General features: G+C 50.1%; 11 protein-coding genes. 3 read left to right on the top strand and 8 right to left on the bottom strand.

Annotation, left to right across the window (positions count from 1 at the left end; genetic code table 11):
- Positions 1 to 13: 13 nt before the first annotated feature.
- Together JXQ28_06225 and JXQ28_06220 are read left to right on the top strand one after the other, a co-directional pair.
- Positions 14 to 2,002 carry a S9 family peptidase gene (locus JXQ28_06225; protein ID MBN2277326.1) on the top strand — a complete coding sequence of 663 codons (1,989 nt, stop codon included), beginning with the start codon at positions 14 to 16 and terminating at the stop codon, positions 2,000 to 2,002.
- Between the two features lie 128 nt (positions 2,003 to 2,130).
- Positions 2,131 to 2,550: a hypothetical protein gene (locus tag JXQ28_06220; protein ID MBN2277325.1), complete on the top strand. Its 420-nt coding sequence runs from the start codon at positions 2,131 to 2,133 to the stop codon at positions 2,548 to 2,550.
- A 2-nt stretch (positions 2,551 to 2,552) separates the two neighbouring features.
- On the opposite strand, the gene JXQ28_06215 is transcribed toward JXQ28_06220, so the two are convergent.
- The 8 genes from JXQ28_06215 to JXQ28_06180 all read right to left on the bottom strand — a co-directional run bounded on the left by JXQ28_06215 (position 2,553) and on the right by JXQ28_06180 (position 11,332).
- On the bottom strand, positions 2,553 to 3,527 hold the full coding sequence (locus tag JXQ28_06215; GenBank protein MBN2277324.1) for a patatin-like phospholipase family protein: 975 nt from the start codon (positions 3,525 to 3,527) through the stop codon (positions 2,553 to 2,555).
- Positions 3,528 to 3,816: 289 nt separating this feature from the next.
- Positions 3,817 to 4,440, bottom strand: coding sequence for a hypothetical protein (locus JXQ28_06210; protein MBN2277323.1), 624 nt, complete (start codon positions 4,438 to 4,440; stop codon positions 3,817 to 3,819).
- A 206-nt stretch (positions 4,441 to 4,646) separates the two neighbouring features.
- Positions 4,647 to 5,573, bottom strand: a complete 927-nt coding sequence (locus JXQ28_06205) for a phosphate butyryltransferase (protein ID MBN2277322.1) — start codon at positions 5,571 to 5,573, stop codon at positions 4,647 to 4,649.
- Positions 5,570 to 6,529, bottom strand: a complete 960-nt coding sequence (locus tag JXQ28_06200) for a phosphate butyryltransferase (protein ID MBN2277321.1) — start codon at positions 6,527 to 6,529, stop codon at positions 5,570 to 5,572. Before JXQ28_06200 ends, JXQ28_06205 begins: the two co-directional genes overlap by 4 nt.
- 27 nt (positions 6,530 to 6,556) lie before the next feature.
- Positions 6,557 to 7,624, bottom strand: a complete 1,068-nt coding sequence (buk, locus tag JXQ28_06195; protein ID MBN2277320.1) for a butyrate kinase — start codon at positions 7,622 to 7,624, stop codon at positions 6,557 to 6,559.
- 22 nt (positions 7,625 to 7,646) lie between these two features.
- Entirely contained in the window at positions 7,647 to 8,249 is a 603-nt protein-coding gene (locus JXQ28_06190) for an indolepyruvate oxidoreductase subunit beta (GenBank protein MBN2277319.1), read from the bottom strand.
- 8 nt (positions 8,250 to 8,257) lie between these two features.
- Positions 8,258 to 10,042, bottom strand: coding sequence for an indolepyruvate ferredoxin oxidoreductase subunit alpha (gene iorA, locus JXQ28_06185; GenBank protein ID MBN2277318.1), 1,785 nt, complete (start codon positions 10,040 to 10,042; stop codon positions 8,258 to 8,260).
- Positions 10,043 to 10,189: 147 nt separating this feature from the next.
- Positions 10,190 to 11,332, bottom strand: a complete 1,143-nt coding sequence (locus JXQ28_06180) for an MFS transporter (GenBank protein ID MBN2277317.1) — start codon at positions 11,330 to 11,332, stop codon at positions 10,190 to 10,192.
- Between the two features lie 242 nt (positions 11,333 to 11,574).
- Between JXQ28_06180 and manB the strand changes: the two genes are divergently transcribed.
- Positions 11,575 to 12,915, top strand: coding sequence for a phosphomannomutase/phosphoglucomutase (gene manB, locus JXQ28_06175; protein MBN2277316.1), 1,341 nt, complete (start codon positions 11,575 to 11,577; stop codon positions 12,913 to 12,915).
- The last annotated feature ends 268 nt before the right edge of the window (positions 12,916 to 13,183 follow it).

The following is a 13,183-nucleotide window of genomic DNA, read 5'->3' as shown; positions in this document are numbered from 1 at the left end:
ATTGGAGGTTTTGATGGTTTCAAGAACTATCGCCATGGCCGTTTTACTGGGTGTGCTTATATTTTCGATGGCCACGGCACAGAATTCGGGGAAAGTCGAAGGATTGCTCAAAGAAATCGACTCCTGGGTTATGACAGATACGACCCAAATAATGTCCTTCATCGACAGCACCAAAGCGCTGACAACGAATATGCTGGAATCGTCGAAATACTGGGAACCTACGGTCAACCAACTGACCTTTTTACTGGGTATCGACATGATTACCACTCCCCAGATCGATAATACCGGGCGGATATATTTTCTGATGCGCCTGACGGGGGAAAGCGCGGCCCTGTTTTATATGGACAAACCTATGGGCTGGCCGATCCAGATAACCCCCAATAACTGGGCTGAAGAAGGATTTACCATCTCTGACTATGCCGTTTACCCGTCCGGGGATTTTATCATTGTCAGCGTTTACAAGCATGGCGATGAAATGCATGACCTGTGGTATTTCTCCCGCGACGGCAAATTCCGGCCGCTCCTGGTGGACCGTAAAACGGCCTTCTTCGGACCGCTTTTTGATGAAGACAATCCTGATCAATTTTATGTCGTTCCGTACGATCGCCGGACTATTCATTTTGCCCGCTATACTCTGTCAACCGGTATTCTTGATACCATCTATACCGAACCTGGGGTCTTTTTCCCCGGCGATTATTATAAGGGTAAAATGACCGTTATGAGAAGTTACTCGGCCTCGGAGTCGCAGTTGTGCCTGTACGACCTGGCCGCCAATAAAATGACGGTTCTTTCCGATACCGCCATTTTCAATGGCGCCCAATTTACCAAAGACGGTAAAATCCTGACCATGACATCGATCAAATCCAAACCGGAAGAATTTCTGAAGTACTGCCTGCTCGATCCCGCCAAACCTAATGAATTCAGAGTTCTCTATGATCCGAAGGTGGAAATCGATAAATCGGGATTCGACCGCAAAAGCGGCCGTCTGTTTATGATCTTGAACACGGAAGGCTATTCCCGGCTGGCGGCTATTGATCTGAATGGCAAACCAATTCCGATGCCGGAGACCGAAATCGGAATTATCTCCAGCATGGGCAGCAATGATTCCGGCGATGTGGTTTTTGATTTTTCTTCCCCGACCATGCCGCCGACCGCTTACAAATTCAAATTGGGTGAAAACAAACTGCAGCAAATAGGCAAGGTTTCGACTTTTGGAAATGATTTTTCAAATGTCAAAGTCGAATTAATCAAGTACAAATCCTACGATGGGACCATGATCCCGGCCTTTATCTATATCCCGAAAAACGCCGCCAAAGACGGTACCAATCCGGCCATCATCAATTATCACGGCGGCCCGGCCGGCCAGAGCCGACCCTATTTCCAAAGGAATATGGCTTTTGCCCTGAGTAATGGATTTATTTATATGCTTCCCAATGTCCGGGGTTCATCGGGCTATGGCCCGGCCTATGAACAGGCTGACAATCTGGAAGGGCGTTTCAATGCTCTTAAGGATGACGAGGCGGCTATCGATTACCTGATCAACGAGGGCTGGTCGAAACCCGATAAAATCGCCATCTGGGGAGCCTCATACGGCGGCTACACTGTCGATTGGCTGGCCACCCAGTGCTCCGATAAAGTGGCCTGTATCGTTTCCGAGGTGGGTGTATCCGATCCCGATCATACCATCCTGAATTCCAACCCGGTCTTCATCCCGTCCTGGGAGAAAGAATACGGACCGGTGGGCGGCGATCTGAATCGCAAAGTGGCCCCGATCTTCTATGCCGAGCAGGTCAGTAAACCGATTCTGGTCACCGGCGGATTTAACGATCCCCGGGTCCCGCCCTCAGATCCCCGGCGTTTTGCTTATGTCCTCTCTCGTTTGGGCAAACAGGTGTGGTATTACGAGGAAACCGAGGCCGGTCACGGGGCGGCCATGAAAGCCCAGACCATTCACGATCTGGCCAGTAATTATGTATTCACTATGATGCATGTGATGAAATAACAGCCGGATTTTATATATTTATATCAAGGCGGTACGGCCAACCGGTACCGCCTTTTACTTAAGTCAAACACTATTTCAATTCAGGAATATCTTGACACAAATATCATAATATTCTGTTCTTAAAACATATGAAAGCGCCCGCTGTCGACAGGAAAATCCTGGTATTGCTGGCTGGTCTGGTATGGTCGCTGGTCGGTATTGGTTTAATGATCGCCGCGATTTCATGGCTGATACCCGCCGGATATGGTTCAATCCTGGCATTCAGTATCGGTGTTGTGGCGGGAATACCGATCAATCGCCTGGGTTTTTCGAAGCTGGCCAAACGAAATATTGTACGGATTTTTCAACAGGCTCCGGGAAAGGATAAAATCTGTCTGTTCGCCTTCCAGAATATCAGAAGCTATTTCATTGTCCTGATCATGATGGTTATGGGGTACGCCCTGCGCCATCTGCCGATCCCGAAGATTTATCTCTCACCCTTATATCTGACGATCGGATGGGGATTATTCCTGGCCAGCCTCAAGTACTATGCCCGGATATGGGTCTGAAATCAAGCCAGCAATCGCTGACAGAGTTCATCCATTTTATCTTCGTGATTACGAATTAATTCCTCGGCCAGGAGTTTCAACGTTCGAATGTTGGACAGTGAAGTGTCATCCATTGCCTCATTGGATGAATCCAGCGACACCTGGAAACGGAAATAACACTCATGTCCGCCGCACGGGGGCAGAAGCAGACTCATCTGGTGATCGACCGTGATATTGATGCCATGAAGGACCACATCCAGAAGTGGCGGGGTCCACTGGATAGCACCCCATTTTCTGACATCATCGTAAATATACCGGCTGGTGGCCGCGCCGGTCCCCAGCGACACGACCAGAAATTCATCCCGGTCGGGAAACATATTCTTGGCTTCGACAAAGGCACACATGGCCGGATTACTGGCAAAAACCAATCCGTCAATCAGGGCATAATATTCGGCCGGACTGCTGGCCATAAGTTTGCATGGTTCAAAAAAAGTGGGTGCGGCCGAGGTGGCGCGGGCAGCATCTTTCATATAAAAATCATTGGATTTATCCAACACGGCCTGGGTGCTTTTAAAAATGAATGGCCTCTGCCGCTCGATATCATAACTGGTTACCAAAACCCCGGTCAGCGATTCGCTCAGTCGCGTTTTACCGAACGTCTCCTCGAGAACCTTCTCGATCCCCTCCGATGTATATTTCACTTCCGCGATATTACCGACCGCCTGAATTCGATGCCACAACGAACGGGAGAAAATCCTGACACCCTTCTTCTCATAAAGCGAAGTCAAATCCGAGGCCCGGTATTCGGGAAGGTTGTCTTTTTTCGGTTTGGCCAGGGCCAGGGCCAGGATGCCGCCGGTTGAAGTCCCCGCAATCAGATCGAACATCGAGGAAACTCTTTTGGCAGTTCGACGCTCAATTTCGGCCAGAATAGTGGCGGGAATCACCCCCCGGATACCGCCCCCGTCAATAGCCAGAACTTTGATCGGTTTAGACAATTGTTATCCCAATCCTTTTCACTGTTAGCAACATCTTATCCACAGCTTATCAACATTAATATGATCGAGGATCTAATTCATGCCCGTTAATTACATTATGTCATGACATAGATATTAATACACTTATCGGTTACCATCCGGGATAATATAGCATTAGCCCTTCATAAGCCAATATAAAACCGTATGCTCCAGTAAATCAGCTTGATTTCTTGAATTATAGAGGAAATTATATACCCCGTCTCAGCCGCCGTATCATGATCGGCGGCTGAGCGGCAAAGGGATAGAATGGCTATTTGAGGACCAGGGTGTCGAGTTCCCAGTTGGAATGATAGGAATAACTGCTGCCAAAAGTTTCCATTTTGACAAAACCGGTATTCGGCCCCAGAAAAATACCCGAGTATCCCGACTGGCCGACTCTCAATTCATACTGGCAACAGGCGTGAAATCCCTGGGGAACGGTAACACTCACATTTTGGGCTATGATTTCAATCGTGTAGGTTGCCCCCCAGAGATTGGAAGTATACTTATCCCCGACTTTCCCCGGAAATTTAAATATCATTTGCGGTTCCGCCACCCCCAGATCATTCTCGGCAGTAATTACATAGACGCCGTCCTGGCGAACCGTAAACCAGCCGAAAAGGCCGGTCGTTCCGTTGGCCTTGCTCTTTATCAGATACCAGTTTTCCTCGCCCACGACACTATCGGCCGTCACGAAATAAATTATATCAACGGTACTGGTATCATAGATTGTGGTGGTCCGCGTGGTACCGCTCCAGGCGTTACCGACAGCCAATGGCAGAGGATCACCGGTCATTGGCTGATTGTTATTATCACCGGTACCATTATCATCGCCGCTACACCCGGCCATCAGCAGGGCGCAACCCACCATCATGGCAAGCAATAGCTTCCCCATATTCTTAGCCTCCTTATTTATGTTCTGATGATGCGAAAATTTATCTATATACCGGCATCAACCGGATATATTCGAAATGATTCTTCTTTTTTGACGAGAATGGGTCAAGCAATGTTGTGAGTTAATTACCCGTCATCTTGATCGCAGCCTACCGGCTGATACCGGATAATACACCATAAATCATTTGGTGTCAAGACAATAAGTTCTCAGTCTCGGGTTTGCGAAAGGTATATTCCAAGCCTGATTGAATTGCTCACATTTTCGATCGGATCTGCCGCGAAAGTGGTTACCAGCGGGGCTATCCCTCCCCAAATCAAACCGGCCGCCCTGGCCCTGACATAAATCACCATCGCCTTATAAAGGCCATTAGCCGTTTCCATCGATGGGCCGACAAAAATGTCAGTTTCGCCCGTCACTGCTGAATTGGTAATACCCTTTGATCGCGCCACCTCGGCATTGATAGCTACATCGAAAGACAACGGACCATCGATAATGACATCCTTAATCTGCCCCCGATCCGACATCTTGGCTATAGCCGCTTCTTCCATCGTCACCGGGACAGCCGGATAGATGGCTTCAACGGCCGCCAGAAGTGCCGCGCGGGGCGATTCCACCCCCAGTTTCCGGGCCACCGTGGCGGCATTGCGCGTGATGGCGATTTTAGTACTGGCATCCGGCTCGTTGTTGACTGCCGCATCGGTAATAAATATCAGCTTGTGATACCGCTCGGTTTCCATGATTCCGACATGCGACAGAATCCCGCCTCCTGACACAAAGCCTGTATCGGAAAGGAGAAGAACATCGATAAGCTCCCTCGTTCCGACCGAACCTTTTAAAAGAAAATCAAGCTCCCCGGCGCGGGCCATTTTCACACCGGTTCGGACGGCCTCTTCAAGGCTGTCAACATTCACTATTTCCATCCCGCACAGGTCGCAACCCTCTCTGACGATGCAATCCTCAATGGCCTCACGGGGACTAATCAGGCTGACCTTTACGGTTTTCTCGGAGGCCGCGGCGGTGGCCGCCTCGAGACATTTCCCGCCGCGCGGATATATAATTCCCATCCGGGGGACTTTCTTCCCATCACTTCCGGACTTAACTTGGTCCTCAAGTTCGGCAAAGGATCTGATCATTGGTCACCTCCCATAACACCGCTCTGCTTGTAGTATTCCGCCACCAGGCAGGCAATTGACACCGAGGCTTTTTTATTCTTGATGGTATCGGTCCTCGATACCAGGCTGATCGGCACCCGGGCCCCGACTATAACTCCGGCAAAAACCGCCTCGACGAAATTAATCAAAGCTTTGGCAATGATATTACACTCCTCGATGCTGTTGACCACGAAAATATCGGCCTGACCGGCCACCGGACCGGTAATACCTTTGATTCTACATACCTCGGCGGATGTGGCGGCATCGAATGTCATCGGACCCTGGATGACTACATCCTCCATATTTCCCATCTCGATCCGGGCTTTGATTTCGCTGTTTTCGATCGTCAACGGCATATCCTCCCGGACCTGGTCAAATGCCCCGGATATAGCCACCCGGACCGGCATCAGACCAAGCGCCCGGGCGACCAATACAGCGTTTTCGATTATCTGAATTTTCTGATCGAAATTCGGCCGGACCACCATCCCCCCGTCGGTCATCGACAGCAGTTTATGATAACCGGGGATATCCAGAACGGCAGTGTGTGAAACCAGGTTTTTGGTACGAAGGCTGAAATCCCGGGAGAGAACCGTTTTAAGCAGGGCCGAGGTTGATACAAAGCCCTTCATAATGATATCGGCTCGACCCTCGGCGGCCATTTTAACCGCCCCATATACAGCCCCGGCGGCATCCGCTTCGGGCATGATCTCCAAACCGGAGATATCGATCCCGCCCTCATCGGCCGCTTTTTCGATTTTATTCTTCTCGCCGAAAAGGGCCGCCTCGAGAATCCCATCGGCATGCGCCGAGGCCAGGGCTCCGAGAACATCGACATCGCTTGCCCCAGCGACCGCCACCACTTTCTTCCCGGCTATTCGGGCCAGTCTGATAGCCGACTCGATAATTTGATCGGAAGAGGTTATTGGTTTACCGTCCATAGCATCTCCCTTCCTGTCAATCCGGGTTTAATACTCTTTGGGGATTTCGGTTTTATTGAGAACTCGCAGGGCTCCGGCCGCCAGCGCTTCCATTTCGAATTCGCCCGGAACCACGATGACTTCGCCCAGAAAAGAGATATAATCCCGTAATAATTTTACCAGTTTTACCGATCGGGCCATGCCGCCGGTGAGAATAATACCATCGAATTCCCCACGAAGAACCACCGCACAGGCCCCGATCTCCTTGGCGATTTGATAAGCCATGCCATAAAAATAAAGAGCCGCCCTGTCGTCACCGTTTTCGATCATCTGCTCCACCTTGCGCAAATCCGATTCCCCGAGATATGCCTTTAATCCCGACTCCCGTGATAATCGGGTAATCAGCTCTTTTTCACTGTAACGGCCGGAATAAGCCAGTTTGACCAGAGCCCCGATCGGCAGGGCGCCGGCCCGGTCCGGCGAATACGGGCCCATCCCCAGTAAAGCATCGTTAACATCAACAATCCGCCCCCGATCAAGAGCCGCGATTGATATCCCTCCTCCCATATGGACCGCCACATAGCGGCAATGCTCGAGCGATTTCCCGATTGTCTCGGAATGACGGCGGCAGACTTCCTTGATATTGAGAGCATGAGCCCGGCATTTCCGCTCTATTTCCGGGATTCCTGAAAGACGGGCAATGTCGGTGAAATTATCAATCGTCACCGGGTCGACAATAACCGCCGGGACATGGTATCGTTTCCCCAGATGGTCGGCGATAATTGCTCCGAGATTGGAGGCATGGTTGGAATAGCGCATTTCGCGGAGATCATCGAGCATCTTCCGGTTGATCTGGTAAACGCCACCATCCAGCGGTCTGAGAGGCGCCCCGCGTCCGGCCACCGCGACAACTTCTTTTTCATTGATCTTCTGGGCCGTCAAAAAATCATCGATATTTTTCATCCGCAGCTCGAATTGATCGGCGACATTATCGAAAGCCGCCAGCTGATCGGCCGGATGCGTGATTACCTCCTCGACCATCCGGGCTTTCTCTTCAAACAACGCCATTTTAGTCGATGTTGATCCGGGATTGATTACGATTATCACCTTCCGCATAATTTCCCTCCCCGCTAATGGCCTAAACGGCCGCCCCGGCCGACTCCTTGGCCAGTTCCCGGCCCCGGGCAAACGCTTTCAGATTCAAATCGACAAACTTGGCTTTAACCCGGGCCCGGATGGCTTCTTCCCAGACCGAAATCTCGAAATCCAGTCGGCTGGAAACCACCCCCAAAAGGAGAATATTGACCAGCCGGGGATTCCCCAGCTCCAGGGCGATTTTATCGGCGTCAATGGCAATCACGTTTTTGACTTTCTTCTTAAGATCCGCCACCGGATCATCGGGATATTTGAATTTCCCCCCGGCCGTAATCGGCGGCACCAGGCGGGTCCGTGAAGTCGCTATCAGGCCGTCTTTTTTTATCCAGTCGACCGCCCGCAGAGCCTCGGCTTGCTCGAACGAAATTAATATATCGGCTTGACCATAGGGAATAATCGGCGAATATACTTTGGGACCGAATTTGACATGGGAACTGACCACTCCGCCCCGCTGCGACATCCCGTGGACTTCCGACTTTTTCACATCGAGACCGGCCTTCATGGCCATCTCCGAGAGAACCTCCGAAGCCAGAAGGACTCCCTGACCGCCGACCCCGACTATCAGAACATTGATAACCTCATTCATAATCCACCTCACTTTACACTCACGGGTTCTTCGGCCAGGACAATCGCCTCGGGTTTACACACCTGGGCGCAAAGACTGCATCCCGTACACAGGACCGGGTCAATAACCGCTTTGGGCTTGTTCCGTTTGGTCATTTCCTTCGATGGCATAATGGCCGGACAGCCAATCCGGAAACAGGCCGTGCATCCGTTGCACAACTCCGGATCGACTACATAGGGTCGATCCATAATCCTCTTCGGCATCAGGACACACGGACGATTGGTTAAAATCACCGATGGCCCCGGCCGAGCCATCTCCTCTTTTATGACATCGATCATGGCCTTCAGATCATAAGCATCCACCACCCGGACCGATTCAACTCCCAGAGCTTTGCATAATTCCGTAAAGTCAACCGCCCGGGTCTTTTCCCCCATCAGCGTATAGCCGGTGGCCGGGTGTTGCTGTCCGCCGGTCATGGCCGTTACCCGGTTGTCCAGAATCATAACGGTAATATTGCTTTTATTGTAAACCGCATCGAGCAAACCCGTTATTCCGGAATGCAGGAAAGTGGAATCACCGATAACCGCCACCACTCCCTTATCATAACCGCCGACTTTTTCCATCCCGATGGCAGTTCCGATCGAAGCCCCCATACAGATACAGCTGTCGAGCGTTTGCAGGGGCGGAAGCATGGCCAGGGTATAACAGCCGATATCACCGGTTACCGCTACCCCGACTTTTTTAAGCGCCATGAAAGCGCCCCGGTGCGGGCATCCCGGACATAATACCGGCGGCCGCGGGAATAATGGGCCGGCTTCGATCTCGGCTCCCTTAATCTCATCAATCAAGCCGGCTTCTTTCAATCCCAGGCCGACTTTGTACGGCGACAATTCCCCGAGCCGGGAAAAATATTTTTTTCCCTCCACCTTCATTCCGGCGGCCCGGATAATTTCCTCGTAATACGGCTCCAGCTCCTCGACAATAATCACCCGCTTGTGCGACTCGATAAATTTACTGATCTTTTTCAGCGGAAGCGGGAAACCGAAACCAATCTTAAAATAGTCGGCGTCCGGCAGATTATCCTTGGCATACTGGTATGATATCCCGCCAGTGATAATCCCTATTTCGGAGCCGTTTTCCTCGACCGTATTCAACTCGGTCGTTTCCGAATACTCCGCCAGTTTTTTCAACCGTTCGGTCAAAACCACATGACGTTTTTTAGCATTCGAGGGAATCATCACAAACTTTTCCATATCTCGTTTAAAGCCGACTGCCCGAGGCTCCATTGGATCGGATTCCTCGACAATCCCTTTGGAATGGGAAATCCGGGTGGTTAGGCGAAGCATCACCGGGGTATCGAATTTTTCCGAGATTTCATATCCCTTCAGCATGAAATCTTTGGCTTCCTGGCTGTCCGATGGTTCCAGAAAAGGGATCTGGGCGAATTTCGCGAACAGGCGGTTATCCTGTTCATTTTGTGAGGAGTGCATTTCGGGATCATCAGCGGAAATAACAATAAATCCGCCCTGCCCGACGCCGGTATAGGCGAACGTCATCAGCGGATCAGCCGCCACGTTGAGCCCGACATGCTTCATGGTCACCAGCGTGCGTGCACCTCCCAGGGAGGCTCCGATACCGACCTCGAATGCGACTTTTTCATTGGGTGACCATTCGGCGTAGATCGAGGGGTATTCTTCGGCTATAGTTTCAAGTATTTCGGTTGAGGGGGTACCGGGGTAGGCCGAGGCCAGCTTTACACCGGCCTCGAAAGTTCCTCGGGCAACCGCCTCGTTTCCGGATAGTAATCTTTTCATATAATAAATCTCTATTTTATAAGTTGGATGATAAAATTCATGTCATATTATAATTGAATGACAACAAATAGGCAACCCCCGTGAGAATTTTCCGGATTTTTGTCAGACAATGAGAGAACAACCGGGAATCAGGGTTGCACACCGCGATCAATCAGATGCTCCCTTGCGTGGAAGTTGCAGGGCGAAAATCATATCAATCAGAACAATGCCGGCGCCGATCAGAAATGTCGCCGTATACCCGAATAATTCCCAGATCACTCCCCCGGCAACCGGAATAACGACGGCCGTAATATGATTGGCCGTCATTCCCATGGCCAGGCAACCGGTCAGATCTTCGCCGGTTGAAATTTTTCTCAAGTACGATTTCAGGGCTATCGAGGATCCGAATAAAATATTGTCGATCAGGTAGAAAATAATCAGGAGAGGTAAATAATCAACATAAGCATAGCCTGAAAAAATGAAAATAAGAATAAAAGAACATCCCGCCATGACCGCTCTCTCGCCCAATCGGTCGCTGAGTATTCCCAACCAGCGATTGGTAAAAATAGTAATCAGATTATTGGCCAGAATGATCCCGGAAATCATGGTGATATTCAGACCATGATTTTTTACCAGCAGAAATATGGCAAAAGTCGTGAAAATATGTCGGCGGCAACCCCGAAGAAAATACAGGGTGTAATACAGCCAGTATTTTTTCTTCAGCGTCAATTTGCGCTTCTCAGCCAGACCCCGATTAGGAGGAATAGCCGCCAGAAGGTACAAACCTATCAGTAAAACTAATCCGCCAACCGCGTAAAACGTCGCCCGGTATGACAGAAACAAGGTCAGGATCAGGACAAGGGAACCCCCGGTTAAACCGGCAATTGATTCCCACGATCGGAGTCGACCCTGGATTTTTCCATAATTGTCGGCTGAAGCCAAAAGAAGCAGTTGCGACGTATTAAGCGGTTCGAAATAATGAAGACCGAAAGAAATAACCAGAGTGGCCAGGCCAAAAATAACCAGAGAGGGAGCCAAGCCGGATAGGATTAATCCCAACCCCACCAGGATAACCGAAATCGAGACAATTTTGGATTCGGTCAGAATCAGGGCCAGGGCCCCGGCCCCGAAAGCCAGCAATCCCGGAATTTCCCTCACGGACTGGATGATCCCGATCTCTGCTGGCGACGCATCGAAAATCTCCACTGCAAAATTATTGAAAATGATTCTCCAGGCATAAAATCCGATCCAGATAGTAAAGTTTGAAAAGGCAACTGTAAGGAAGGATACTCTGTTGATTCCAAGAGCCATAATCGGCTCAAGATAACAAAATGACGACTCGTGCGCCTATGAAAATTGCAGATTATAATGAGAAATTCCACCACCGGCAGGCATAATCCTGAAATACGTGATAAATATTAAATGGATATGTCGATAAATAAAATACACCCACCGACCAGTGAAAGAATTAGCCGGCCGGGAAAAACCATTGACGGAACCGACCTTTATGTCATATATTTGAACTCCCTAAACAGCGAATCAGAGGAAACGAGATGGATTTTGACAAGTCAATTTTTAAGGCTTATGATATTCGTGGCATCGTTCCCGATCAGTTGAATACCGATATTGCCTATCGTATCGGCAACGCCCTGGCGGCTTACCTGAAACCAACCTCAATCGCGGTCGGGAGAGATATGCGGATTTCATCACCGGAGTTGTTCGAGGCTCTGGCCCGCGGCATTCTGGATCACGGTGTGGATGTCGTCGATCTGGGTCTGGTTTCCACCGACGGCCTCTACTTTGCGGTCGGAAAATATGGATACGATGGCGGGGTTATGATTACCGCCAGCCACAATCCCAAACAATATAACGGCTTCAAAGTCTGCCGCAGGGAAGCCTTGCCGCTTTCCGGTCAGGCCGGACTGGATAAAATTCGGGATGCCCTCATCAACGATACCCTGGTTAAATCATCCCAGCGCGGTAATATTGCCCGCAAAGATATCTCCGGTGATTATGCCGAACACTGCCTGTCATTCATCGACCTCTCGGTTATCAAACCTTTCAAAATCGTGGTCGATGCCGGCAATGGCATGGCCGGATTAACCCTGCCCCCGGTCTTCGAGAGACTGCCGGTCAAACTCATTCCTCTTTATTTTGAACTGGACGGCTCTTTTCCACATCACCCCGCTTCACCCATAGAACTCGAAAACCTGGCCGATTTACAAAAGAAAATCGCCGACGAGAAAGCGGATTTCGGTGTGGCTTTTGATGGTGACGCTGATCGGATGTTTCTGGTTGATCGAAATGGCCGACAGGTCGGGGGGGATATGGTTACGGCTCTGGTGGCCGAAAGCCTCTTGAATAAAAACCCCGGCGAGACCATTCTGTATAATCTGATCTGTTCTAAAGCGGTCCCGGAATTGGTCGAACGCCTGGGCGGCAAGGCCATCCGTACCCGGGTCGGCCACGCCCTCATCAAACCGTTGATGAAAAAACATAACGCCATTTTCGGCGGCGAACATTCGGGCCATTTTTATTTTCGCGATAACTGGTTTGCCGATTCCGGACTGATCGCCTTTCTGGTTTGCCTGGAGCTTCTCAGTAAAAGCGATCGACCGCTTCACCAAAAAATTGCCGAAATCGATCCATATTTTCGTTCCGGGGAGATTAACAGCAAGGTTGAATCGGCCCGCGATAAAATCGAGGAGATTGCCGACCACTTTTCCGGCGGGGAACAGGACCGAATCGATGGTCTGACGGTGGATTTCGGCGATTTCTGGTTTAACCTCAGACCATCCAACACCGAACCGCTATTGCGGCTCAATGTCGAGGCAAAAACAAAAGAGCTTCTCGACAAAAAGGTCGCCGAGATTCTTAAAATCGTCCGGGACTGATCATTGTTCCGATAACATATTAAGGCAGAATAACTTTCTGCCTTTTTTCTTTCCCCGGAGCCCTTTTGTCGGTATTTTTTGGGAAATCATAAAACCGGTTGATTCCTGCTTTCTGATTTTGTAATATAAGATTGTTATCTATTTCGGATAATTGCTGAACTCAAAGCACCATTCTACCAAGACACAAAAGCCCCGCTATTGCTAGCGGGGCTTTTGATTGGGTGGTGTTCCTGAAGTAACGTCAGGTCGGGCGTTGACGTTACTTGAT

Source organism: Candidatus Zixiibacteriota bacterium (assembly GCA_016933955.1).
Classification (GTDB): domain Bacteria; phylum Zixibacteria; class MSB-5A5; order GN15; family PGXB01; genus JAFGTT01.
This window is presented reverse-complemented; position numbering and strand designations above follow the sequence as displayed.

What these genes read in the sequence shown, in the direction of transcription:
- JXQ28_06220 (MBN2277325.1), top strand. Translation starts at nt 2,131, where the DNA reads ATGAAAGCGCCCGCTGTCGACAGGAAAATCCTGGTATTGCTGGCTGGT.
- JXQ28_06225 (MBN2277326.1), top strand. Translation starts at nt 14, where the DNA reads ATGGTTTCAAGAACTATCGCCATGGCCGTTTTACTGGGTGTGCTTATA.
- iorA (MBN2277318.1), bottom strand. Translation starts at nt 10,042, where the DNA reads ATGAAAAGATTACTATCCGGAAACGAGGCGGTTGCCCGAGGAACTTTC.
- JXQ28_06205 (MBN2277322.1), bottom strand. Translation starts at nt 5,573, where the DNA reads ATGATCAGATCCTTTGCCGAACTTGAGGACCAAGTTAAGTCCGGAAGT.
- JXQ28_06180 (MBN2277317.1), bottom strand. Translation starts at nt 11,332, where the DNA reads ATGGCTCTTGGAATCAACAGAGTATCCTTCCTTACAGTTGCCTTTTCA.
- manB (MBN2277316.1), top strand. Translation starts at nt 11,575, where the DNA reads ATGGATTTTGACAAGTCAATTTTTAAGGCTTATGATATTCGTGGCATC.
- buk (MBN2277320.1), bottom strand. Translation starts at nt 7,624, where the DNA reads ATGCGGAAGGTGATAATCGTAATCAATCCCGGATCAACATCGACTAAA.
- JXQ28_06200 (MBN2277321.1), bottom strand. Translation starts at nt 6,529, where the DNA reads ATGGACGGTAAACCAATAACCTCTTCCGATCAAATTATCGAGTCGGCT.
- JXQ28_06190 (MBN2277319.1), bottom strand. Translation starts at nt 8,249, where the DNA reads ATGAATGAGGTTATCAATGTTCTGATAGTCGGGGTCGGCGGTCAGGGA.
- JXQ28_06210 (MBN2277323.1), bottom strand. Translation starts at nt 4,440, where the DNA reads ATGGGGAAGCTATTGCTTGCCATGATGGTGGGTTGCGCCCTGCTGATG.